Source organism: Macellibacteroides fermentans (genome assembly GCF_013409575.1).
GTDB classification, from domain to species: domain Bacteria; phylum Bacteroidota; class Bacteroidia; order Bacteroidales; family Tannerellaceae; genus Macellibacteroides; species Macellibacteroides fermentans.
Genome location: NZ_JACCCY010000002.1, coordinates 88,916 through 112,056, shown reverse-complemented (window position 1 = coordinate 112,056; position 23,141 = coordinate 88,916). Strand labels below are relative to the sequence as shown.

The following is a 23,141-nucleotide window of genomic DNA, read 5'->3' as shown; positions in this document are numbered from 1 at the left end:
TTACTTCTTGTAATTCTTTAATCCGCCCTGTAAAAATTGAATATACTTATTTACATCTTCATCGTAAGCATAAGAATGAGACAACGGCTTTCCGTTGTTATCAAGCAATACATAGAAAGGTTGTGCATTGGCGCCAAACTTGCTACGCTGCAAGTAGCTCCACTTATCCCCTACTGTTTTCAGTTTTCTTGTTTTACCATGTTCCTCTATCTCGATAACTTCCGGTAACTTCGTTTTATCATCTACAAACAGCGTAATAAGCACATAATCATTCTCAATAATTTGCTTCACGCCCGGATTAGTCCAAACCGAAGCCTCCATCTTACGGCAATTTACACAACCATAACCAGAGAAATCGATCATTACCGGTTTATTATTCTTTTTGGCATAAGCCATACCAGCTTCGTAATCGTCAAACTGAGCATGAACCTCGTCTTCGTATAAATTGAAATCCTGCGTATACAAAGGAGGAGCAAAAGCACTGATCGATTTAAGAGGAGCACCCCAAAGTCCCGGTACCATATAAACAGCAAAAGCCAACGAGATAATTGCCATAAAGAGACGCGGAACAGAAACATATTTTAATTCGCTATCGTGACTAAAACGAATCTTACCCAACAGGTAAAAGCCCAGCATAGCAAAAATAACAATCCACAAGACAAGGAACGTTTCGCGGTCCAGGATACGCCATCCATAAGCAAGGTCGGCCACCGAGAAGAACTTCAATGCCAACGCAAGCTCCAGGAAGCCCAACACCACCTTTACAGAATTAAGCCAACCACCGGATTTAGGCATACTCTGAAGCATATTGGGGAAGATGGCAAAAACACTGAAAGGAATAGCCAGCGCAAAGGCGAAACCAAACATTCCTACAGCCGGAGCAACAATAGATCCCATAGATGCCGCCTGTACCAGCAACGTACCGATAATCGGTCCGGTACAAGAGAACGAAACCAAAGCCAAGGTAAAGGCCATGAAGAATATACTCAAAATTCCGGAAGTGGAATCCGCTTTAGCATCCAGTTTATTGGTCCACGACGAAGGCAAAACCATCTCGAAAGCACCAAAGAATGAAACAGCAAACAACACCAGCAAGGCAAAGAAAAGCAAATTGAATACGGCATTTGTAGAAAGGTCGTTCAACGCACTGGCACCGAAAATACCAGTGATCAGTAATCCCAACACCAGATAGATTACAATGATGGAAACCCCGTACATCACCGCATCCTTGATAGCCTTCTTCTTATTTTTGGTCCTCTTCAGGAAAAAGCTTACAGTCATCGGAATCATTGGCCACACGCAAGGCGTCAGCAGCGCAATGAATCCACCGGCAAAACCGGCAAGAAAAATGAAAAGCAGACTCGAATCCGTGCCGTCCAGCGGGCTCTCACCAAAAGCCTTCAGCTCATCTATCACCGGAGTCCACAGATCCACGTTGTCAGACAAAGCCTCGGCTATTTTAGTTGGATTCACCAGCTGTCCCGCATTCTCTCCGTCAGCCGTAACCGATAAAGAATCGGCACCCTGCGCAATTGCAAGACTGTCCGCGGCAGCCTGATCATTACTTTCAACAGCTACAACAGGTGCATCCGTCATGGTTATATTTTTACGGTTAAACGAAAATTCCACCCGTTCGGGAGGCAGACATGTTTCGTCGTTACAAGCCATAAATTCAAGTTCGCCGGCAAGCTTGAAAGCCTTGGCATCCGTCACTTTAATTTTTTGTGTAAACGTAACCGTACCGCTATACCAGCGAAGATTCATTGCAAACAATTCGTCGTATACAGAAGTGGGAGCTACAGAAGATACGGCCTTTCCAACCAACTCGGCACCTTTCATTGTTTCGTACGTAATGGATGTAGATACAGGTCCTCCAGCCGGAAGATTCATGTCATACAGATGCCATCCTTTATCGGCCACAGCAGTAAACACAATCTCTTTTTCTGGTTTACCGGAATCCTCCAGTTTAATTTTCCATTTAACAGGAGTGTGAATCTGAGCTTGCACAGCCAGAAACATAAAACTCATCAACAATGTACTAAATACTCTCTTCATAGGGTCTTATTTATTCGTAAAAAACAAATGGAACTGTTTATTGTTTAACTATCGCATTGAAAATGGACGGTATAGCTGTTTCAAAACGCAACTCTTCACCTGTTTCTGGATGAATAAAACACAGTTTGCGCGCGTGCAATGCCAATCGTCCGGCCGGATTCGAAGCCGCTCCGTACTTTTCATCTCCAGCTATGGGGTGACCTATCGACTCCAACTGTGCACGGATCTGATTCTTTCGTCCGGTTTCCAGGTCAAGTTGCAACAAAGAATACTGGTTCGTACTTTTAAGTACTTTATAGCGGGTGATAGCCTCCTGACCGTCACCTTGTGTACTTACATAGACCTTCATGGCTGAATTCTCGACTAAAAAAGAGGTAAGCAAATCCATTTCCTTGGCTGGCTTTCCTTCTACAACGGCCACATAACTTCTTTCCGTAATCATTTCATTCCAGTTAGACTGCAATATCTGCTGGGCTTTCCTGGTTTTGGCAAACATCATCAAGCCCGAAGTATCACGGTCCAGGCGATGTAAGATAAATATTTTGTTGGCCGGATCAAGCTTTTTTACATAATCACTCAACAGATGATAAGCTGTTTTTTCTTTTATCTTATCTGTTGCCATAGACAAAAGACCGTTCCGCTTATCAACAACAATCAGGGAATCGTCTTCCCATACCAGCCTTAGCATCGGGTGACGGAAATCCTCCCTGCCCCGTTGAAAGCTGATTCTCACTTCATCGCCCGATCTAAGCGGGGTATCAAATTGCGTAGTTGTTCTTCCGTTTACGGAAATCTGGCGGTTGGCCAATATACTTTTAACAGAACTTTTACTCTGCTCTTTCAACAACTCAAATAGAAAAGGCAGCAAGGTTGTATCTTCATTTACCGTAACAAGCCTTCCTTTCGAAGAGGCCGAACGAGATTTAGCTTTCGCCGTGTAACGTCTTTGTTTCATATTCAGTTTAATAGCTTACAAAGGTACGATGATTCAGTTAAAACTCAAATAAAACGATGGAATTAAGGATTTATTAATAGAAGTTATACATCACGTAAAGATTCGTTTAAATATTATTTTTACTTTTGCAAATTAATTGGGCATTCAGGTACCCGATATACATTGTATAATAAATAAAGAATTAGATAGGATCATGGAAATTGCAAGTAAGTATAATCCTGCGGAAGTAGAAGACAAATGGTATAAGTATTGGTTGGACAACGGGTTCTTCAAGTCGAAACCAGACGACAGAGAACCTTATACAATTGTAATTCCTCCACCCAATGTGACCGGTGTACTCCACATGGGACATATGCTTAACAATACGATACAAGATATCCTGGTGCGCCGTGCCCGCATGATGGGCAAAAACGCCTGCTGGGTTCCGGGTACCGACCATGCCTCTATCGCCACCGAAGCCAAAGTGGTTAATAAACTGGCTCAGGAAGGCATTAAGAAAACAGACCTCAGCCGCGAAGACTTCCTTAAGCATGCCTGGGAGTGGACAGACAAGCACGGGGGCATCATCCTGGAACAGCTTAAAAAGCTGGGCGCTTCCTGCGACTGGGACCGTACCGCCTTCACCATGGACGATGTTCGTTCGGAAAGTGTAATCGATGTATTTATCGACCTGTACAACAAAGGATTGATATACCGCGGTGTACGAATGGTAAACTGGGACCCCAAGGCACTTACAGCCCTTTCGGACGAAGAGGTTGTGTACAAAGAAGTTCACAGTAAACTCTATTACCTCCGGTATATGATTGAAGGAGGCGAAGGCAAGTACATTGTAGTTGCCACAACCCGTCCGGAGACTATCTTAGGTGATACCGCCGTTTGTGTGAATCCCAACGATCCCCGTTTTGAATTCCTTAAAGGGAAGAAAGTGCTTGTTCCCATAATCAACCGTGCCGTACCAATCATAATGGACGACTATGTGGATATGGAATTCGGTACCGGATGCCTTAAGGTTACACCTGCACACGATGTGAACGACTACATGTTGGGCGAAAAGTACAACTTGCAGACCATAGATATATTCAACGACAACGGAACGCTGAACCAACATGGCGAAATGTATGCCGGTATGGATCGTTTCGATGTTCGCGAAAAGATTGAGAAAGACCTGCTGGCAGCCGGTTTGATGGAAAAGGTGGAAGATTACGACAATAAAGTTGGATACTCCGAACGTACCGATGTACCCATCGAACCTAAATTATCCATGCAGTGGTTCCTGAAGATGACCGATCTGGCCAAACCGGCACTGGATGCTGTGATGAATGATGATATCAAGCTTCATCCTGCCAAATTCAAAAACACCTACCGCCACTGGATGGAGAATGTAAAGGACTGGTGTATTTCGCGTCAGCTATGGTGGGGACACCGCATTCCGGCCTACTTCTTACCCGAAGGAGGATACGTAGTTGCCTCCACTGTGGAAGAAGCGCTTAAACTGGCTAAGGAAAAAACAGGAAACCAATCGCTTACGGCAGAAGACCTGCGTCAGGATTCCGACTGCCTCGACACCTGGTTCTCCTCCTGGTTATGGCCTATGTCGGTATTCGGCAATGTGATGGACAAAAACAACGAAGAGCTCAATTACTACTACCCCACCAACGACCTGGTAACCGGTCCGGATATCTTATTCTTCTGGGTAGCACGTATGATCATTGCCGGTTACGAATACAAGGGAGATATGCCTTTCCGTAATGTATACCTTACAGGTATTGTACGCGACAAGCTGGGACGTAAAATGTCCAAGTCGCTCGGAAACTCGCCAGATCCTATTACCCTGATGGAACAATACGGAGCCGATGGTGTACGTATGGGACTCATGATGGCAGCACCTGCAGGTAACGACGTGCTGTTTGATGATTCATTGTGCGAACAGGGACGTAACTTCAACAACAAAATATGGAATGCCTTCCGTTTGGTTAAGGGATGGACGGTAGACGAAACCATCGAACAACCTGAAGCCTCTGCAACAGCCATCCGCTGGTTCCAGATGCAGCTGGCCAAAACCATTGCCGAAGTAGACGATTCATTCATCAAATACCGACTAAGTGAAGCGATGATGGCAGTATACAAACTCTTCTGGGACGAGTTTTCATCCTGGTACCTGGAGTTGGTAAAACCGGGATATCAGCAGCCAATCGACAAGCAGACCTACAACGCCACCCTGGGATTCTTCGATGACCTGCTTAAATTGCTACATCCTTTTATGCCGTTCATCACGGAAGAGCTGTGGCAGGCAACCAACAACCGCAACGACGGCGAAAGCATCATGATGCAACAGATGCCTCAGTTGGCTCAGGTAGACAATAACTTCCTCGGAGCATTCGAAATCGTTAAGGAAATCATTGCCGGCGTCCGTTCGGTACGCTTGCAGAAGAACATCCCTAACAAAGATGCCCTTACGCTTGAAATAGTAGGAGAACACGACGACAGCTTCAATGCCGTTATAACCAAAATGTGCAACCTTACCCAAATTACCCGCGTTGCCGAAAAAACAGCCGGAGCAGGCTCGTTCCTGGTCCGCACCACCGAATACGCAGTACCATTGGGTTCATTGTTGAATGTTGAGGAAGAACTTGCCAAACTAAACGAAGAGCTGGTATACCTGCAGGGTTTCCGCGAATCGGTACTAAAAAAACTGAGCAACGAAAGCTTCGTGGGCAAAGCTCCGGCCAAAGTTATTGAGATGGAACGTAAGAAACTGGCCGATGCCGAAAGCAAGATCAACAGCTTGCAGGAAAGTATCGCAGCCTTAAAATAAATTCCTATATTTGAAAAACCATGAATAACACCAGAAGAAAATTTTTCAAGCAAGGATTAGCCGGCGCACTTTTAGTGGGCACGGCCTCCTTTGCAAGAGCTGGAATAACCGACCCGGTTAAACCCAAAGCACCCAAAGCCACCAACCCATTCCGGTTGGGTATGGCTGGGTATACCTTTGTAAACTTTGATATCGACAAAACATTGGATATCATGGAAAAGCTGGATGTACATTACCTGTGCATAAAGGATTTCCATTTACCTTTTACAAGTACAGACGAACAGATAGCCGCCTTCCATGCCAAACTCGCTGCCAAAAAGGTAACGGGCTATGCCGTTGGCCCCATCTACATGAAAAGTGAAGCAGAAATAGACAACGCCTTTGCCTATGCTAAAAGAGTAGGTGTTAAAACAATTGTAGGCGTTCCTAACTACGAGCTACTCCCCTATGTAGACAAGAAGGTTAAGGAATACAACTTTAATTATGCAATCCACCTGCATGGACCAGACATCGCCACCTATCCCGACGCTACAGACGTATGGAATCATACCCATATGCTCGATCCGCGTATCGGCATGTGCCTGGATGTGGGTCACGATCTGCGCAACGGTTGCGATCCCGTGGCCGACCTCAAGAAATACCATACCCGCGTATTCGATGTACACATCAAAGATGTAACAGAAGCATCCAAAGCAGGTAAAGGAATTGAGATAGGACGAGGCAAAATTGATTTTCCGGCATTGATACGCATGCTGCGCGAAGTAAATTATACCGGCGTATGTAGTCTGGAATACGAAAAAGACATGAAAGATCCCTTCCTCGGCATTGCCGAATCAATCGGATATTTCAAAGCAGTAAGCGATATAGCCTGACGGATCAAGGCATCCTTTCTACTCCCATTGTCCCATAATAATAATTGATCAAATGAAAAATACGATATTCATAGCTTTAATTCTGCTGGCAGGAATTTTAACCTCCTGCGGTTCGGTTAAATACTTTGGTATTGAAACCTTTACTCCGGCCGAAATTACATTCCCGGAGACGGTCGAAACGGTTGTTATTGTGAATAATGCCGTACCTCAGCCTAAAAAACCGGGGTACAAGTATACAATAATGGGAGTAGAACAAGATACCACCCACATGGTGGCCGACAGCGCCCTGTATGATGCCTGCAAGGCCTTGGGTGAAGCCATTGCCGATCAGCCTTTTTTTAAAGACGTACGTTTGTACAACGATGCCGTGCGCCAGGACGAATTTTTCTTCCAGGATACCAAACTTACTCCCGATCAGGTAGAAACGATCTGCGACGAAAGTGGAGCCGAAGCGATAATCTCTCTGGACCGTTTGTTGTTCAACATGGAAAAAGACGTATTCCCCTTTGGAGAAGTTATGGCAGGCACCATCAAGGTACAGTCAACCGCCGTATTGAGAGCCTATATGCCGGGGAGAAACAACTCCATGGCAACCATCTATCTTACAGACAGTTTGTTTTGGTCGGAAGGAGCCAGCAACCTGAGAACCCTCGACAGCTACCTCCCCAAACCAGAAGTTGCATTACGAGAAACAGCAGCCTACCTGACTTCCGGAGCCTACAGAAACTTTGTTCCGCACTGGGAACAGGCACAACGCTGGTATTACACCAATTCGGGCACCCGATGGAAACAGGCATCAGCCTTTGCAGCCAAAGAGAAATGGGAAGAAGCCTTAACCATCTGGCAATCCATTTACGAAGCGCAGACAAACAAGAAATCAAAAGCCGAAGCAGCCGCCAATATAGCCGTAGGATACGAAATGGTCGGGAAGTTTAATGAAGCACTCGATTGGGCAAAAAAATCGTTGGCACTATTCAAAGAACAGACAAGCGACGAAAAAGACAGCAATGTGGCACTACTCACACTCTATGAGCAGGTAATCACCTCCCGTATACAAGCCAACAACAAACTTAACATGCAATTTGGAAAGGAATAACACCTTGTTTGCTATTTTTTTATTACTTTTGGCAAATTATACGAACAAGAATTAACACGATATTATATGAGCACAAATAATGCAAAGGTACAAGCTGTAATCGAAACTGCAATTTTGTCGGCTATCGATAAAGTGGCAAAGAATGAGTCCGCCGGCTTTATCAGCGACTTATTTCTGCAAGCAGACCAGGAAAGCGGCGAATTACAGATATACGACGACAATGAAAAGTTGCTGGATAAGGTCATTATATTCGATTGGATAAACAACAGCGACGACGAAGATGCATTTAACAAACGGGTGGCCGAATCCAGCAAGGCAGCCCTCACCTCTCTGGCAAACAAAGGAGTGTTTGACCGCGACTATTTTATGAAACCATTATCTGTAACTCTTACGGACGATGATTTTGTTGAGATAGAGGAACTTCTGTTTGTTGACGATGATATGCTACGTGCAGACGATCCTTTGTTAAAAGATTTGGACACTGAATTGGACGAATTTTTAACAAAACTTCTTTCAGATATCGATTAGACTGATTACATTTGCACCCGAAAATAAAAAAAGACGCCGAAATAGCTCAGTTGGTAGAGCAATTCATTCGTAATGAATAGGTCGCCGGTTCGAGTCCGGCTTTCGGCTCTACAAAAGAGCAACTGCAACAAAAGCAGTTGCTCTTTTGTATTTTACCACACCTTGGAACTAAAAAGCAAAACGAATTAAAATCAATAAATCAAATTAAACATTTGTCAAATACATTAATTATATTTATAATACAATCTATACGTATTAAAATATGAAAACAAGAATCTGTATACTATTTATCTTAGTACTTATAACAACCGCCTGTTCATCTGTAGTAAATATGACAAGCGAAAAGATGAATAAACTTGAATTAGGAATGTCCAAACAGCAAGTTACAGAGATCTTAGGCAGCAATTACACTATTGCTGAAAAGAAAATAGAAAATGGAGTACAAGTGGAGGTATTATCCTACAGAGACTTTTACAAGGACGATGAATTCTATATGTTCATTTTCAAAAATAATACATTAGAGAGATGGCATAGAGAATTAGCATTAAAGCAGGAAGTGGTAAAGGACAAGTAATTACAACCTCCATACTTTTCCGAACTTATAAGTATAATACAATCGCCTCTTTCAAATTATTTTAAGCACCAAATTTAAAGAATTTCATGCTGCAATTCTGCAGCACGAATTAAATGCAAAAGTATCTCTCATGTATCATTTTTCAGTTCAGAACCCTCTCCAGTAAAGGGTTTCAAGAATGACAGATGCAAATGACAGATGCTTTTCATTTGTCATCTGCAATCTATACAAATCAACAACTTACTGTATTACAACATATTATTAAATGGACTAATATCATGGGATGACATTCATTTCCATGAATCGTGCGCCGGCATTTAGGAAGTGGGCTGTAATCCAGAACACGGTCCACCCTTCCGAATATCCGCCACGCAGTTTATACACATTACTCATATCTCCGTGCTGTGCGAAATTGGTCTGCTGAAGCTGTTCCCCCTGCGAACCATAAATGTTGGTCAGCTGATAGCACGAGCGAAACATCACTTTGGCAAGATCCTGCAAGCGTTTATCCTTAAGGTATGTGCCCATCTTATAAATCTCAGGAGTGAAAATAACACCATACACGTCGATGTGTTGATTCTGCGGTGAAACGACTGTCCATCCGGTTGTCTTGAAATTATAGTCGGCCATTCTGCCTGCAGGAAGAGGGATGTCCCACACAACTGTATAGCTGAGACACACATCCATAGCGTGCTTTGCCCAATCCAAATATTTCTTCTCGCCCAATTGCTCGTAAAGTTCGAGAAACCCTTGAAATGCCGCCCACGAACCCTCCTTGTCTTCACAGGTTGCATCAAGCGTACCACCCCAATAACATCCGTTCATCTGCAAATGCCGGTCGGCAAACACCTGAGCGGCTTTAACGGCTGCCTGCTCATATTTCTTGTTCTTAAACAGTTTAGAGGCGCGGATAAGAGGAGCTATATAGAAACCTTCGGCAGTGGAAACCGGATTCCAGCCCGGGTCGAGAATACGTATACTCTGCCCCTCGGCACTCTTCTTCAGAAATGCTTCCCATTTTGCGGTGTTGTATTTTTTGCTTTTGCGTGCGGACTCTATTGCTTTCGAGAAATTATACATTGCCTGTCCGCACGATACATGATCTCCTCCATGATATTTCTCTCCGTTGAATCCTACAGGGAAAACACCCGTAGTCTCATCCACCGGGAAAGTTGACAGGTAGTCCATAGACTTTTGTATTTTCTCAGGAATCGAGCCGTCGCCAATTATTGAACCAAGAACCTGCAAAGCATAGCCGGGCGAATCAGCCTGACCGCACCACCCCATCACAATATCCTTTCTCATTGAGAGGTCGTACATGCAGAAGCCTTGCTTTTCGGAATCGAACCCAAACCAACGGTCCAGCGCAAATCTGTACTTGCTCTCAATAATGGATTGGAAGTCGGCAAATTTGTCAACATCATACGGTTTATGTATGTCTATCGACGTGTAAACCGGTTTTTGGAAGCCAGTACCTGGGCGAGAAATGGCATATGTTTCTATATAAAACTCTTTTTCAATCACCTTTCCCGGTTCCATAGTGATATAAGTGTCTGAATATCTCATCGGTCGTTGCTGCAGAGCCTTTGCAACGCTGTGCTGCTTGTTGTATCCGATAGGTCCGCTATAAAGCACAAAGTCGGTGTAACCTTTACCTGCCTCCACACCCATCGACCACCACTGGTCTGCCAACACGGCTCCTCTAACCGGACTCGGGGTAGTGTGAATGGCAGCGGCATTCTTAGCTGCACCATCTTCAAGCATAACGAAAGGCATCGGAAAGCGATGATCCTCAAAAATAGCAAATTCGCCCTCTTTACCTTCATACACCGGAATAATATTTGAATTTACGGCAGCACCATTCTTATTTCCATAATACAATATACCCGGCATAAAAAGGGAAAGATTCTCCCCCTCCATGCGCCATCTCACAGAAAGAGTGGCATGAGTGAGCGGCTCCTTGCCAGTCCATTCATATCTTCGCACATACTTAATCAAACCCGGTTTCAGCTCTTTGTAAGCATCCCTCAGCTTCATTTCGCCCTGCGGAAGCACAATAGAACCTTTCAATATGTGCCAATCGCCGCTTTGTTCTTCCGAAGTTGGGTTGGCATACTTCCATCCCGTCATCCAGTCGTCTTGCCATCCGGTAGCAATAGCCCACAGTCCCTCTGGCTGAGGAACGAGTGTTTTGTTGGACGAGATAGGGAAAGAGGGCGGATTTATTTTTTCATTCTTTTTAGCCATGCTGAATGATATTCCCACCATAAGCAGAGATGTCAGTAATAATAGTTTACGCATTTTCTATTGTTTAATTTATTTTGCATAAATGTGATTTTAACTTTTAATCTGCCATTTCGGGAAGATAGAAGTAGAAGTCTATATCGCGGTTACTCACCAATGTGTCGTTTATGTACTCCAAAGGAGCCACCTGAATAGATGAACGGCGCAGCTCGTAGGGCACGTTTCCGTTTTCGTCGTGCGCATCCTGGGTATGAGACTTTCTGCCCGGATGAGTAAAATAGAACACATACGCCTTATCTCCAAGCACCACCACATCACCATGCGCACCGCTGGGGGTATCATCTTTTCTCTGCGAAGGCTTGTCGAGAATCAATCCTTGCTTTTCCCATTTCTCCAGATCCGACGATTTATACACTCTCATGCCATGCCATTCGTCTGTCACCATCCAATAATATCCTGCATACTTGAAAGCTTTCGGACCTTCATGCGCACCTCCGCCAATAGCCTCTCTGGCCGGCGACCAGTTGTCGAGGTCTTTACTTTCCGAGAGCATAGTGTGGGCACCAGCCATCTCGTCTTTATACCACATACGCCACACATTGTCGTCGCCTTTCATCAGCGTGCAATCGATCACCTTGTCCGACGACAGTTTAGGACTGCCTTTATACTCCCAGTCCCACAGGTTGTCACTTACAAAGTGCACGATATGAGCCTGTCCTCCCCAATGATTGCGCACACCTTTTATGTAAGACACGAAAAGATGATATTTGCCGTCGTGATATACCACATCGGGAGCCCAAAATGTATTATGACCACGTTCAAGATTCAAGTCGAGGGTGCCGCGATATACCCAAGTCTTGCCATTGTCGGCAGACTCAGCAATGCCTATTCCGTTGCCGTAGCAGTAAGCTACATCCGCTGTTTCCTGATTCGCTCTGCGCTGCGTGTAGAGCATCCACCATGTTTTCTCCTGTCTGTTCCATATCAACACAGGGTCTGCAGCACCGTCTGTTATCGGGTCGCGATAGAGCGGAGCAGCCGCTTTACGTACTGTTGGCTTATCTTCTGCCACACCAACTCCCGAAACATCCATACAAAATAGAGATAAAGCCATCCCACAATAAACAAATATCTTCTTCATAATAATATTACTTTATATATAAGACTCAAAAGACTCTATCCACCCTTAAAAATAAGAATAGAAGTCCTCTCTGATTTCACCGCACCCTTATATCTGACACCATAATTATAATACCAATACAGGCCGTGCATACGGTTCAACTTTTGCTGTTATATTGTAAGAATCAATTTATAAACAACACACCCTGTATCTGATCCTTGGGTTTGATGTAATCTTCGTTTATTGACTGATTATGGCCCGCTCCTTGCATGCGTATTTTGACAATATCATCCAATTCTTTTGCATCAATATAACCATATTTTATACCCGATTTTGAAAAAACAGCCTCCAAACTGGTTTGAGAAGGTAACAGAAGCTCTCTTCTTTCAAGCTCATGACCAAAAAATGCTTTTACTGTATCTTGATATACTGTTTGTGCAATGCAGGCATACTCATCTTTGTAAGTTTTTTTCATATAATATCCAAATGATTTATGATACGGAATGTTGATGATATTCATGTAATTTGCGTGGCCAAGATGGCAGTCAACAACAATCGTTTGATTAGGTTTACAAAGATTATCTATAAAAAAAGAGACGTTTTTGAACATTCGGTAGTCTCTTTCGTAGTAACTGTTTTCATTTTTTATTTCAGTTTCTATTAGACTTTTCAAGTAGAAAGTAATGATTGCAAGATCTTTTCCTATAGCGCTACTTAGTTCTTTTTCGTTATTTTCGATGATATGAAGTGTTGTTACTGCCATATCCTTTATTTTTTCGACATCTCTTATTTGCAAAACGGACACTATTGAATCCACTGCTGATGAACGTGCTTCTTTATTGAGTGTTAGCAAATAATCTTTTAGGAAAAAATCCAATTCATTATTTTCATATTGACAGTCAATACCCAAGTAATTTACTTTTTCAACAGCCGTTTTATTATAATTCCTAAGCCATCTTGATAATTCTATCATAGGTTCAGCTTCTCTAATATTCATTTTTATAACTTCTTTTAGTTTATCTTCATCAATAGAATTACTGCCTTGAATATATTTGTTGAAAAAAAGCATCATCAATGTTGGATGTTCTAGCAAAATTAGATTTGTCTGATTATTCAGTACGCTCGATTTTATATATTCGCTGCTAGCCCAACCAATTTTACCACTTCCATGCACCGTTTCGCCGAGTGCAGTAATTCTTTTGGAAATGTGAGAAAGTTGTTTTTCTGTCAGCAAAGTGTCCGATGATAAAGGTAGGACTTTGGATTTATCTAAAGTTGATGCCTTAATATCTTGAAACGGAAGAGTGTTGATGTTCATATTGCCATTCAGCAACTCTATCCGATTAATTGATATTTCTTGAGGGATGGATGTCTTGACTGAACTAAAATTATTAGTATAGGTGCTGTCTTTTCCAACCGCTCGCAGTTTGAAAAATAAAAAGCACAAATCTTTGGTGTTTATTTCAACAAAGTCTTCTTCAAATTTGTCATTGTTCTGCAGGAGAATACTGTCCGTTTTGAATATATCCATTTTTTGATTCATTGAATAAACAAACAATCTGCCGGTCTTCAGATTTTTACTTTTATAGGATATTTCTACTTTTAAAATGTCATCGGAGAGCGGTGGAAGTAAAATCACCGAACTGTACGTATTCAAATTCATTTTTTCTCTGAAACCCCATCTTTCTTTTTGGAAAAATTTGATAGGTCCGCTCAGATCAGTAGTATCAGTTACATAACTGATATAGGAATCATTTACATCAGCGATCCATCCGCGAAAAACATTATCGACAATTTTGAAATTGAGATTATATGTCTCTTCATAAGTCTGCCCATATATGTTATTTATTTTACAAAATATAATAATGGAGAGAATTGCAACTAGCTTAACTATTTTTTTCATCTGTCATCGAGATTCAATTGTTAATACAATAAACACTCATTAATTCCACCTTCTACATACAACCTTGACTTAATTTCTATGTTTTACTAACATAATTATGGGATTGGATTCTTCATTTAGCTCTTGGGCAATTTCTTTTAATTCGCCTTTCAATTCGTTTTTCTCAAGCGCATCTACAAGGTCAGATGCATTTAAGGTCAGACATGTAGCCATAGTGCTATTGGGTTTCTTACCTAACGAAATTTCTCGTTTGGGTGAAAAATCATTATTAAACACAACATATTCAAAAATAGATTTTGCCTGCTTGTCGAACATTAAATCAGTTCCGGGAAATCCTTTAAAGGTGGTAAAATCTATTTCCTTCTTCATTGTTCTCATAAAATAATAACGATCTGTAATAACGGTAGGAAATAAATAAACTTCAGGGTTCATCGTTTGAATTGAAGGAGTCCTTACGATGAGAGGAGTTAATATTTTATCAGCTGAATAGTTATAAATTGTATCAGATGATGTCCTCATAATTACCCAATCTTTTTGATTTGGAATAGTTAAGTAAAAATCAGGTGTAATACTTCCCTCTCCTTCTATTATAACTGGAGTTTTAATTACTCCACTATATGGCAATTCAATTTCTCTTTTGATTTGCCCATTCTGTTTGGAAATAAGTATATGTGAAGAACGTTCCGTTTCAACTCCAGGAGAGTAACCCTTGTGGCAAATCAAGAACTCATTATCGTAATTAAATGTGTAATTATAAAATTCCATTTCGTTTACAAACTTGAACTTTCTTTTAAAATTTCCATAAAGATCATACACCAATATTTTTCTTGAACTATATGCTATTACAAACATTTCGTCATTGTCTTCATCTAAGATTATATCTGTAAATTGTGAATACTCCTCAGGACCTTGGCCTAATCTGTTTATTTTTCTCAGACCCTTTCCATTCTTTCGGTCAAAAATAAATATATTCCCATCTACGCTTCGGTTACTTACTATTATAATTTTTTCACCTACCGCTTTAATTACGCCTTGAGTAATATATTCATCGGAAGATTCTAAAGCTCTGTATTCCACGTCCATAAAATCTTGAAGAATAAGTTCCTTTTTAGGATATTTTGCGTTTACATCTACTGTAATCAAATCATATTCTAATTGATCTTTTGTACCAACACATGCAACCATTATGAATAAGAATGTAATTGCTGAAAATAAATTCGTTTTTTTCATGTTTCTCATAATTTTCGAAAAAGGTTGTATATCAATTTAATCTCTATGAAATTAATCAAAAATATAGAAAATCCCTCTAATTAACTGAATAAATAGGAGGTACACAACTAAATCATACTATTTAGATTCAATTATGTTCAAGAACATCTCTGGCATTTTAGTAAAGTTACTGATTGGATGCTTATCAATGGAATAAATGCTACGAGTATTCTATAAAAATTCGCACTGACACATTTTAGCGTACATCCCCGTATAAACATTTAAAAACTATCTGCAAAAGAATGTTGCTACGCTATAAAGCAAAAAACCCAGCAATTCTGGGCTTTTTATTTTGCTCAATAGAAGGCTAAAAGACTAGCCAGACTACAACTCCTAATATGAAAACTTAAGGAGAAGAGTATGCCTGTATTGCACAAACAGTATATCAAATCTGAGTTAGCCAAAGAAGTGGGAACGATTGCCGTTACCATTGGAAGATATGAACGTAACGAGATTAAACCCTCCATTGAGATTGCAACCAAAATTGCAGATGTGTTGGATGCGTCTTTGGATTATCTCGTTGGCAAAACCGATACCGTTTTAGAAAAGGATTTGCTAAAGAAAATTGCCGACATCCAAAAACTCCCGGACGATAAAAGAAACGTGGTAATGGAACTGCTCGATTCCTTCCTTAAACAAACTAAATTGCAAAGTATTATGTAATGATAAAGCCCGAAAAGCGGGCTTTAAGTTATTTACTCCAAGTATCTCCCTGCCATATTATTGTAGTCTTGTTTTTAATTAAAATCAAGTCCTGATAAAAAGGTTCAAATTCAAAAAAACATCTATCAAAACTGGGAAGAGTGATTGTAAGATAATTATGTTTCTCCGTATCGATGCTTTCTTCAAAAATTTTAAATAATATTCTGCCTTTATAAATCTCTGTTCCCGATACGTCAGCATTTAGATTGAAACTAATTTGGTTTGTTGCAGTTCTTCTGTTCCATAAATATTTAGATTTTGGCAAAACAATGTAAGTCTTATCTGTAGTAATAGATTTGTTGTTTTTATGATTAAACGTAAAATTTAAGTTTACAGGATGAAAATCCGTTGGAAAAACTACTTGGATATACAGGCTATCTTGAGATAATTTATTCTCTTTTTTAAGGTCATATCCAAACCCTTTCTGCTCTGTATAATAATTCTCACTCGTAATCTCTATTACATTATCAGCTAAAATCGTCCATTTACCTGTCGAGGCATAATCGCATTGTTCTATTACAGGGGTAAATGTGATTTCAGGATTCCAGAGCGTATATGTCCCATCGGATTTTAATTCTAACTTCTCTGAACTTTCTTCCCTCTCATACACTCCTGAAAATTGAGTATTTGTTTTTTGACCTTTTGCCGAAGAGCATCCTATAAGTTGAAATGATACTATCAATATAACTAATGCTTTTTTCATTTCTTTTTATCTTTTAGCTTTTCATAAACCACACTACTATCTGCGGTTTTAATCTGCATTAACGTGCATGCGATCCAACTCTTTGCCGTTGTATTTGCAGGCTTGATTTGTATTTGAGGTACCTTCTCCCAAAAGACCTCCAAACGAGGAATAACTGTTTTCTTGTGGCATTTTCTTTTCTAATTTGTAACGTCAAGGCAAATATAACTAATTACTTTAAATAACTGTTATTTATGTTTATATTACTTCCAATGCCATCTAATAACTATTGTCTTAAACGATCAAAATCAATTGCTGCAATAAACGAGTGGCATTCTACATATGAAATGCGAAGTTTCTAAAGAGATTGAGGTTGCAAGGAAAATCGCGAAGATTCTGAGCACTACGGTTGGCTACCAAATAGACGAAACCGAACAGGAAGTGAACTATTGATTTGTTTTTTTGCGCTTAAACTCAATTTTGCTTTATTGTAACAAAAACCACATATAAAAACTCGGAGTGAGCTTGTTTTGAGGAATATAAATTATTATCGGAACTCCCATTGAAAATGATCATCCTTGATTATTCCCCCTTCAAAAGGCATTTTTACGATTAGTTTATTATCTCTATAAACAAAAGCCTCTGACGTAATTTCCCACTTAATATTTACCCACAAATAAGTTTTATTGCAGATAGTATATGTAGGGGTAAAACTGTTATCAATATTAGCTGTAAATAAAAAAGACTTTTCACAATTATATATTTTCTCATTCAATGAATTGTCTATTTTCTTACTCTCTCTGGTTGATAGATCAATAGAATAGCCTTCGGTTTTTTCATCTGTAACAAACCTATAGTATATTACTTTTTCACTATTTAGGGCGTAACTATCACATTTATTTGAAACAAATTTTAATTCCAAATTCTTACTATCAATAGTATACAATTTATCTTGAACAGAAAAAACAAAGAAATTATTCGAAGTGTTCAAAATAGGAGTTACACCTTCCATTTCGTTGAATTTAACCTTCTGACAAAAGACAATTTGTTTTCCGCTATTTAATATCTTAACAAACAGCTCATTTGTTTTAAAGTTAATCTGTATTAATAGCAAACTTGAAGTATTTCTATTGTAACTAACCCCAATAATATTCATGTCTTTGTTAGCCTTATAGTATACAGTCTTTCTTTTCAATTCAAAGTCCCAAAGCATTAGATCAGAACCCTTTATATACAATATTGCCGTATCAGACATACTAACACACTTGTTACTTATTTGTCTGTCAAGCACTATCCTTTCATTGCTTTTTAAATTTATAGCTTTAATTGCATAGGTTGGCATCTCAGAATCTAATTGTTCATTTTCCATATAGATTATATATTGATTAGCTCTACAAACAAAGATTCCAGACTCTATATGAGGCTTCTTATTTAATTGAGAATAAACACATGCAGTATTTATTAAACAGAACAGGATAAAAATCAAATATCTTTTCATATTTTAGCTTGAATTTTCTCACTATTCTTATCTATGCTTTCGATTCTTTTAATTATGGACTTATTCAATCTTTCCGCTTGGTTAGCGTCTCCCCATATTACAGTTGAGTTAACATATCTAATTGGATTGTTGGCGAAAGCTGAGTAAGGCGACATTCCAGCCTGTTTTGGGCGGTCGGCTAACGGGTCCACTGTAGTCCAGACGGGTAACGCTGCATCATAATTTCTTGAGCCGTAATCGTACCAATCCAGTCCGTGCATGCGGTCCAACTCTTTGCCGTTGTATTTGTAGGCTTGATTTGTATTTGAGTTATCTTCTTCAAAAAGACCTCCAAACGAGGAATAACTGTTTTCTTGTGGCATTTTCTTTTCTAATTTGTAACGTCAAGGCAAATATAATTGATTACTATGAATAAAGACCCAGTAATCCTTAAACGATTAAATGAAAATTAAAAATTGGATAACAAGCATAAAAACCGCATTCTCCAGACATCGGATGTTTTTTAAAATCTGTGAAGCTTTAAATCTATGTAAGAGCATTAATTCTTAAACTATAAATATCCATCTAACTTGGTTAAACACGACTATCTCTCTTTTGAATGTGAAAGAGTTTGAACACTAGACATTCTTTGGGGTAACGAATATAAACAATCAATTCCATTATCAAAACTGAAGCTTGTAATTCCATAATATTTGGAAACCTCAAACCGAACAAAATAGTAACCATTAGAAAATTTAGGCCCTTTATAGTCTAGAGTAAAGCAATAAACGCTATCTCCAATATAAGAGTTATACTTTATTTCATTTAACACAATATTATAGCTTTTAAAGAAGCCTTCACGGTTTATCATCCAACTATTACCAATTTTTGAATTAAAATCAAATAACAACACACCTGCTTCATTACGATTTCTCTTATATAAATATTTATCGTTCGAAATGTTTAATAACCCAATTGTGTCGATATCTAATCCGGCCATTAAATAATAGTACTTTCTATTATTAATTGTTACAAATCCCGTATCAATAAATAAACTGTAATCGAATGGAGCTTTTTTAAATATACTATATAATGAACTATCATTATCAATTAAAAATTGATTGCTTTCTATCAATATGGAGTCACATTGGCATTTATTATTGAATCGAAAGGCTTCCGTGTACTTTTTTGCAGGAATGCATCCAAAATATACAATACTTACACAAAAGCTAAAAACAATAATGGCAACTTTTCTATTCATATATCTAGTGTATATTTGCATTCCCTTCATCTTCAATTCAGTGTATGGTGTATGTAATCTGAATCATTAAGGCAAATATAACTAATTACTTTAAATAACTGTTAATTACGTTTATATTACTTCCAATGCTATTTTATAACTATTATATCAAACGATTAAAATCAATTGCAGCATTATATGAAAACGGATCGGCAAATCCGGGCTGTTCAATTTATAAATTACTCATTGTCAACAGCACAAATCATGGAAAAACTAACATTATCATTCAACAAATTAGTGACGAACTCTTTCCCTTTTAAATCAATCAAGGCTTGTGATAATGTCGCCACATTTTTTCTTAAACAGTAACGATCAACGCTAATAATTGTTTGAGCTTGTAAAATACATGAGACAAAAAAAAGCACTAATGCTAAAATAACTTTATTTACCATAAGCTTTTATTACTTTATGTAGTAACCTTTACGGTGTTATTGTTGTTTTTATACGATAATTCCCCAAAATCTCCCATATTCAATGCTATCTATTAATTAACGTATTAAATTATTCCAATCAATAGTTATTATCAACGAAATGACATTAAACACTAATATCTCTCTTTTGAAGTGTATAGTACTCCCTCTTTTTCGACCACTTGATCAGCCTTTTACCTATATGAAGGCCTTTTAATATTTTTATTCGTTTTTTTCTTTTCAATGCTTTTTTAAGGTATGAGTAGATTCATGCAAGGCCAACCCGTAGCTTTAGCGAAGGGTTGTTCATTTTAGCCTTTCAAGAATCGGAGCATACCTTTTCTTTGCATTTAAAAGAAAAGAACGCTCAGGCAACCGTTTTATACACCACACCGGGAATTTGTCTTCCTATCCCCTGATGCGCCCGGTTGTAGTTGTAATATTGCATATATTTCCTGATTCCCTTATAAAGCTCCAGTCCGTCATCACACGGATTCAAATATACATACTCTTGTTTGATCGTGCGCCAAAATCGTTCAATCCAGATATTATCCTTGGCACGTCCTTTTCCATCCATGCTTATTTTAATACCATTTTCTTTAAGCGTTTCGATCCAAGACGGATTGGTAAATTGAACACCCTGGTCGGAGTTGATGATTTCCGGTGCACCATACTTTCTGATCGACTCTTCAACCAGATCCAGGCAAACACTTTTCTCAAGTGTGTTGGATAAGCTCCAGCCCACAATGTAGCGGCTTTGCACATCCATGATGGCTGTTAGATACATAAACCCCTGTTTCATAGGAATGTAACTGATATCTATGGACCACACCTGATTTGTCTTTACAATATCAAGTCCCCGAAGCAGATAAGGGAGGATGTACTTGCGGGCACCCGGATTACTCAAGCTTTTTTGAGGATATTTGACCCGGATATTCATCAAGCGCATCAATCGTCGGATTCGTTTGTGGTTTATCTGAAATCCATTTAAACGAAGCATATCCTGCATCCCCAACACGCCACAAGTGGGATGTTCAATATGGTGCTTATCCATCTTTTGCATTATTTCCAAATTTTCAGGACTTTCTCCTATCGGTTTGTAATACAGTGTACTTCTTGGTATTTCCAATAATTCCGTTTGTGAACGAACGCTGAGCTCTTTATGCCTGGGATTTACAAGTTGTCTCATTTCTTTTTTAGACCGGCTCTCTTGCAGGCATCTGCTAAAAAATCCCGTTCGACGGTTAGGCGGCCGATCGTAGCATGTAGTTTTTGAATTTCCTCCTCACTTATAATCGGCAAAACGAAATGTAACGCTTTTTGAAACGAAATGTGTTAAAACAAATACAGGTCAATGATTTTCAATCTCATTTAACCTGTATTTAAATCTTATTTAAAATTAAGACTATCCTTCTCTGACTTGGTTAGTTTTGCAAACTCATAATAGCCTTTAGATTGAATAATCTTTGTATAAAACGGAGGTGCTCTATTCGCCTTCTCAGCCTCTTTGATCGTATTAATCAACTTATATGCTTCCGTCCATAACATTCTTAAAGAACCTCCTATAATGAGCTGCAAAACGAGCAGTTCTTTATCCTCACTCTTTTGTGAGTACGTTAACTCATAATCTGCGACGACTAAAGGGGTTCGCAATACCGATCCTATAAAAACCCTCCGGCCTTTAAACGACTTCTTAAGGAAACGCTTCTTTGTTGGAGTCCACAAATCCATCATAGTCCGCTTTTATTTGCTCAATTTCTTCGATAGACAATCCCCGGTCCAATAGCAACACCTCAAACTCTTCAAATAATGGAGGATTACCCTCAATTCCGCCCTCTTCCGGAACAAAGTCACACTCATACTGCGTTCCTTGACTCGTGTTCTCTTCGCCTGATTCGGTCGGCAACATCTCCGTAATATTGAAGTTCAGCCTCCAATGCCTTAACCCTTCTTTTGTGTTCATTAAAAGCAGCACGGACTGCCGCACGTTGCTCATGTCTCTTAAATACTCTTTCATACTTTATCCTCCATATTTTAATCAAATTATCAGTATCTCTGTGCTTTAATATACCATTTAAAGAAGCCATATAGAGATCCTCGTAAAGGGGATCAGAAGGCCTTTTATTCAACCTTGACAGCTTTGCCCGGTGCCGATGTTTCGTTCTGGTTCTTAAATCGATCTTGTACGTATAGAAAACAGACCCTAAGAAGTCAACACCTCGCGAATCAACAAGAAACACCTGCCAGTTGGGCTTTATATCCAGCTTTCGCTTTGTTGTAAGATATTCCCTGATATCCCTCAAAGCAGTATGTAAAACCTTTTTATCCTTATCGAATATCACCACATCATCACAGTATCGCTCGTAAGATTTAAGACCAAGCACCTGAACAACATAATGATCCAATTCGCTTAAATAGATATTCCCAAACAACTGGCTATGCCTACCGCCAATAGGAAGATGTCCGTGAGAGTTCATGACGACAGATATAAGCCTAAGAACGCGACTGCCTTTGATCTTTCGGCTAATCACATCCATCATAATATCAGGATCAACCGACTCATAATACTTTCGAATATCAATTTTAAGGCAATACGGATTCTCAATTTTATTCAAATCTTTAATGACTTGATGCTGGCATTTTAATGGACCCCTGCCCTTAATGTTGCCATACGTCCTGTTTATGAATGTTGGGGTGAAGATCGGATCAAGCGCCTGAACAATCATTTCAGCCACAATCTTATCCCGGTGCATCGCCTCCTTAATGTTTCTCACCTTACCTCCGTCAGTCATCCGGACGCTTTCACGACACGGAAGAGGCGTATACGTTTCGTTTATCAAATCATCATACAAGAGCTGGAAATTGGTTTGCCAATTGGCATCCCACTTTCTCATATCCCTTGTGTATTTCTTTCCCTGCCTAACAACTATATCCGCCGCAAGCAGGTTGTCCATACGTATCATATCTTCATAGTCAATTCTTATTCGTTTCATTGAAATAAATTTTAGTTAATCTTTGCTACTTCCGGCGGACGTTCGCCAAAGCTACCAGCCCACCTTTAAAGAAGTATTAGAAATTATCGCACTACCTTCGGTGCTTGGATGTGGCGCTTGCAAAAAAAATATTAGCAATTAGCGCG

22 protein-coding genes and 1 tRNA gene are annotated in these 23,141 nt (G+C 39.6%); 7 read left to right on the top strand and 16 right to left on the bottom strand.

What is annotated here, in order from left to right; translation table 11 throughout:
• The gene (locus F5613_RS05570; protein WP_179399036.1) at positions 1–2,055 is read right to left on the bottom strand and encodes a protein-disulfide reductase DsbD family protein; all 2,055 of its coding nucleotides are present in this window, start codon (positions 2,053–2,055) and stop codon (positions 1–3) included.
• A gap of 37 nt (positions 2,056–2,092) precedes the next feature.
• The gene (locus F5613_RS05565) at positions 2,093–3,010 is read right to left on the bottom strand and encodes an RluA family pseudouridine synthase (protein WP_179399035.1); all 918 of its coding nucleotides are present in this window, start codon (positions 3,008–3,010) and stop codon (positions 2,093–2,095) included.
• A 193-nt stretch (positions 3,011–3,203) separates the two neighbouring features.
• On the opposite strand from F5613_RS05565, the gene F5613_RS05560 reads away from it, so the two are divergent.
• The 6 genes from F5613_RS05560 (at position 3,204) to F5613_RS05535 (ending at position 8,895) form a co-directional block, all read left to right on the top strand.
• Positions 3,204–5,825: a valine--tRNA ligase gene (locus tag F5613_RS05560; protein ID WP_179399034.1), complete on the top strand. Its 2,622-nt coding sequence runs from the start codon at positions 3,204–3,206 to the stop codon at positions 5,823–5,825.
• Positions 5,826–5,845: 20 nt separating this feature from the next.
• Entirely contained in the window at positions 5,846–6,697 is an 852-nt protein-coding gene (locus tag F5613_RS05555) for a sugar phosphate isomerase/epimerase family protein (RefSeq protein WP_179399033.1), read from the top strand.
• Between the two features lie 52 nt (positions 6,698–6,749).
• Positions 6,750–7,793, top strand: coding sequence for a DUF6340 family protein (locus F5613_RS05550; protein ID WP_179399032.1), 1,044 nt, complete (start codon positions 6,750–6,752; stop codon positions 7,791–7,793).
• Between the two features lie 66 nt (positions 7,794–7,859).
• The gene (locus F5613_RS05545) at positions 7,860–8,321 is read left to right on the top strand and encodes a hypothetical protein (RefSeq protein WP_179399031.1); all 462 of its coding nucleotides are present in this window, start codon (positions 7,860–7,862) and stop codon (positions 8,319–8,321) included.
• Between the two features lie 35 nt (positions 8,322–8,356).
• Positions 8,357–8,429: transfer RNA gene (locus F5613_RS05540), tRNA-Thr, on the top strand.
• A gap of 154 nt (positions 8,430–8,583) precedes the next feature.
• Positions 8,584–8,895 carry an outer membrane protein assembly factor BamE gene (locus F5613_RS05535; protein ID WP_218858885.1) on the top strand — a complete coding sequence of 104 codons (312 nt, stop codon included), beginning with the start codon at positions 8,584–8,586 and terminating at the stop codon, positions 8,893–8,895.
• Positions 8,896–9,171: 276 nt separating this feature from the next.
• On the opposite strand, the gene F5613_RS05530 is transcribed toward F5613_RS05535, so the two are convergent.
• The 4 genes from F5613_RS05530 to F5613_RS05515 form a co-directional block, all read right to left on the bottom strand.
• Positions 9,172–11,196, bottom strand: a complete 2,025-nt coding sequence (locus F5613_RS05530) for a hypothetical protein (protein ID WP_179399029.1) — start codon at positions 11,194–11,196, stop codon at positions 9,172–9,174.
• Between the two features lie 43 nt (positions 11,197–11,239).
• Positions 11,240–12,280, bottom strand: coding sequence for a family 43 glycosylhydrolase (locus F5613_RS05525; RefSeq protein ID WP_246303362.1), 1,041 nt, complete (start codon positions 12,278–12,280; stop codon positions 11,240–11,242).
• A gap of 163 nt (positions 12,281–12,443) precedes the next feature.
• The gene (locus F5613_RS05520; protein WP_179399028.1) at positions 12,444–14,162 is read right to left on the bottom strand and encodes an erythromycin esterase family protein; all 1,719 of its coding nucleotides are present in this window, start codon (positions 14,160–14,162) and stop codon (positions 12,444–12,446) included.
• Between the two features lie 69 nt (positions 14,163–14,231).
• Positions 14,232–15,392: a 6-bladed beta-propeller gene (locus tag F5613_RS05515; RefSeq protein ID WP_179399027.1), complete on the bottom strand. Its 1,161-nt coding sequence runs from the start codon at positions 15,390–15,392 to the stop codon at positions 14,232–14,234.
• Between the two features lie 399 nt (positions 15,393–15,791).
• On the opposite strand from F5613_RS05515, the gene F5613_RS05510 reads away from it, so the two are divergent.
• Positions 15,792–16,094 carry a helix-turn-helix domain-containing protein gene (locus F5613_RS05510; RefSeq protein ID WP_179399026.1) on the top strand — a complete coding sequence of 101 codons (303 nt, stop codon included), beginning with the start codon at positions 15,792–15,794 and terminating at the stop codon, positions 16,092–16,094.
• Positions 16,095–16,122: 28 nt separating this feature from the next.
• Here the strand turns inward: F5613_RS05510 and F5613_RS05505 are convergent, their stop codons facing one another.
• The 10 genes from F5613_RS05505 to F5613_RS05465 all read right to left on the bottom strand — a co-directional run bounded on the left by F5613_RS05505 (position 16,123) and on the right by F5613_RS05465 (position 22,995).
• Positions 16,123–16,836 (bottom strand): hypothetical protein, encoded by a 714-nt coding sequence (locus F5613_RS05505; protein WP_179399025.1) that lies wholly within the window; start codon positions 16,834–16,836, stop codon positions 16,123–16,125.
• A 48-nt stretch (positions 16,837–16,884) separates the two neighbouring features.
• Entirely contained in the window at positions 16,885–17,007 is a 123-nt protein-coding gene (locus F5613_RS16605; protein ID WP_262890351.1) for a hypothetical protein, read from the bottom strand.
• 355 nt (positions 17,008–17,362) lie between these two features.
• Positions 17,363–18,184 (bottom strand): hypothetical protein, encoded by an 822-nt coding sequence (locus F5613_RS05500; RefSeq protein WP_179399024.1) that lies wholly within the window; start codon positions 18,182–18,184, stop codon positions 17,363–17,365.
• 125 nt (positions 18,185–18,309) lie between these two features.
• On the bottom strand, positions 18,310–18,675 hold the full coding sequence (locus tag F5613_RS05495; protein ID WP_179399023.1) for an RHS repeat domain-containing protein: 366 nt from the start codon (positions 18,673–18,675) through the stop codon (positions 18,310–18,312).
• Positions 18,676–18,896: 221 nt separating this feature from the next.
• Positions 18,897–19,553, bottom strand: coding sequence for a hypothetical protein (locus tag F5613_RS05490; protein WP_179399022.1), 657 nt, complete (start codon positions 19,551–19,553; stop codon positions 18,897–18,899).
• A 218-nt stretch (positions 19,554–19,771) separates the two neighbouring features.
• Entirely contained in the window at positions 19,772–19,984 is a 213-nt protein-coding gene (locus F5613_RS05485; RefSeq protein ID WP_179399021.1) for a hypothetical protein, read from the bottom strand.
• 385 nt (positions 19,985–20,369) lie between these two features.
• Complete coding sequence (locus tag F5613_RS05480; RefSeq protein WP_068187386.1) at positions 20,370–21,191, bottom strand: IS3 family transposase; 822 nt, start codon at positions 21,189–21,191, stop codon at positions 20,370–20,372.
• A gap of 200 nt (positions 21,192–21,391) precedes the next feature.
• Positions 21,392–21,736, bottom strand: a complete 345-nt coding sequence (locus F5613_RS05475; RefSeq protein ID WP_179399020.1) for a hypothetical protein — start codon at positions 21,734–21,736, stop codon at positions 21,392–21,394.
• Positions 21,696–21,911, bottom strand: coding sequence for a hypothetical protein (locus F5613_RS05470; protein ID WP_179399019.1), 216 nt, complete (start codon positions 21,909–21,911; stop codon positions 21,696–21,698). The genes F5613_RS05475 and F5613_RS05470 overlap by 41 nt, the downstream gene beginning before the upstream one ends.
• Entirely contained in the window at positions 21,859–22,995 is a 1,137-nt protein-coding gene (locus F5613_RS05465) for a reverse transcriptase/maturase family protein (RefSeq protein WP_179399018.1), read from the bottom strand. The genes F5613_RS05470 and F5613_RS05465 overlap by 53 nt, the downstream gene beginning before the upstream one ends.
• Positions 22,996–23,141 lie beyond the last annotated feature (146 nt).

What these genes read in the sequence shown, in the direction of transcription:
- F5613_RS05570 (WP_179399036.1), bottom strand. Translation starts at nt 2,055, where the DNA reads ATGAAGAGAGTATTTAGTACATTGTTGATGAGTTTTATGTTTCTGGCT.
- F5613_RS05565 (WP_179399035.1), bottom strand. Translation starts at nt 3,010, where the DNA reads ATGAAACAAAGACGTTACACGGCGAAAGCTAAATCTCGTTCGGCCTCT.
- F5613_RS05560 (WP_179399034.1), top strand. Translation starts at nt 3,204, where the DNA reads ATGGAAATTGCAAGTAAGTATAATCCTGCGGAAGTAGAAGACAAATGG.
- F5613_RS05555 (WP_179399033.1), top strand. Translation starts at nt 5,846, where the DNA reads ATGAATAACACCAGAAGAAAATTTTTCAAGCAAGGATTAGCCGGCGCA.
- F5613_RS05550 (WP_179399032.1), top strand. Translation starts at nt 6,750, where the DNA reads ATGAAAAATACGATATTCATAGCTTTAATTCTGCTGGCAGGAATTTTA.
- F5613_RS05545 (WP_179399031.1), top strand. Translation starts at nt 7,860, where the DNA reads ATGAGCACAAATAATGCAAAGGTACAAGCTGTAATCGAAACTGCAATT.
- F5613_RS05535 (WP_218858885.1), top strand. Translation starts at nt 8,584, where the DNA reads ATGAAAACAAGAATCTGTATACTATTTATCTTAGTACTTATAACAACC.
- F5613_RS05530 (WP_179399029.1), bottom strand. Translation starts at nt 11,196, where the DNA reads ATGCGTAAACTATTATTACTGACATCTCTGCTTATGGTGGGAATATCA.
- F5613_RS05525 (WP_246303362.1), bottom strand. Translation starts at nt 12,280, where the DNA reads ATGAAGAAGATATTTGTTTATTGTGGGATGGCTTTATCTCTATTTTGT.
- F5613_RS05520 (WP_179399028.1), bottom strand. Translation starts at nt 14,162, where the DNA reads ATGAAAAAAATAGTTAAGCTAGTTGCAATTCTCTCCATTATTATATTT.
- F5613_RS05515 (WP_179399027.1), bottom strand. Translation starts at nt 15,392, where the DNA reads ATGAAAAAAACGAATTTATTTTCAGCAATTACATTCTTATTCATAATG.
- F5613_RS05510 (WP_179399026.1), top strand. Translation starts at nt 15,792, where the DNA reads ATGCCTGTATTGCACAAACAGTATATCAAATCTGAGTTAGCCAAAGAA.
- F5613_RS05505 (WP_179399025.1), bottom strand. Translation starts at nt 16,836, where the DNA reads ATGAAAAAAGCATTAGTTATATTGATAGTATCATTTCAACTTATAGGA.
- F5613_RS16605 (WP_262890351.1), bottom strand. Translation starts at nt 17,007, where the DNA reads ATGCCACAAGAAAACAGTTATTCCTCGTTTGGAGGTCTTTTGGGAGAA.
- F5613_RS05500 (WP_179399024.1), bottom strand. Translation starts at nt 18,184, where the DNA reads ATGGAAAATGAACAATTAGATTCTGAGATGCCAACCTATGCAATTAAA.
- F5613_RS05495 (WP_179399023.1), bottom strand. Translation starts at nt 18,675, where the DNA reads ATGCCACAAGAAAACAGTTATTCCTCGTTTGGAGGTCTTTTTGAAGAA.
- F5613_RS05490 (WP_179399022.1), bottom strand. Translation starts at nt 19,553, where the DNA reads ATGAATAGAAAAGTTGCCATTATTGTTTTTAGCTTTTGTGTAAGTATT.
- F5613_RS05485 (WP_179399021.1), bottom strand. Translation starts at nt 19,984, where the DNA reads ATGGTAAATAAAGTTATTTTAGCATTAGTGCTTTTTTTTGTCTCATGT.
- F5613_RS05480 (WP_068187386.1), bottom strand. Translation starts at nt 21,191, where the DNA reads ATGAGACAACTTGTAAATCCCAGGCATAAAGAGCTCAGCGTTCGTTCA.
- F5613_RS05475 (WP_179399020.1), bottom strand. Translation starts at nt 21,736, where the DNA reads ATGATGGATTTGTGGACTCCAACAAAGAAGCGTTTCCTTAAGAAGTCG.
- F5613_RS05470 (WP_179399019.1), bottom strand. Translation starts at nt 21,911, where the DNA reads ATGTTGCCGACCGAATCAGGCGAAGAGAACACGAGTCAAGGAACGCAG.
- F5613_RS05465 (WP_179399018.1), bottom strand. Translation starts at nt 22,995, where the DNA reads ATGAAACGAATAAGAATTGACTATGAAGATATGATACGTATGGACAAC.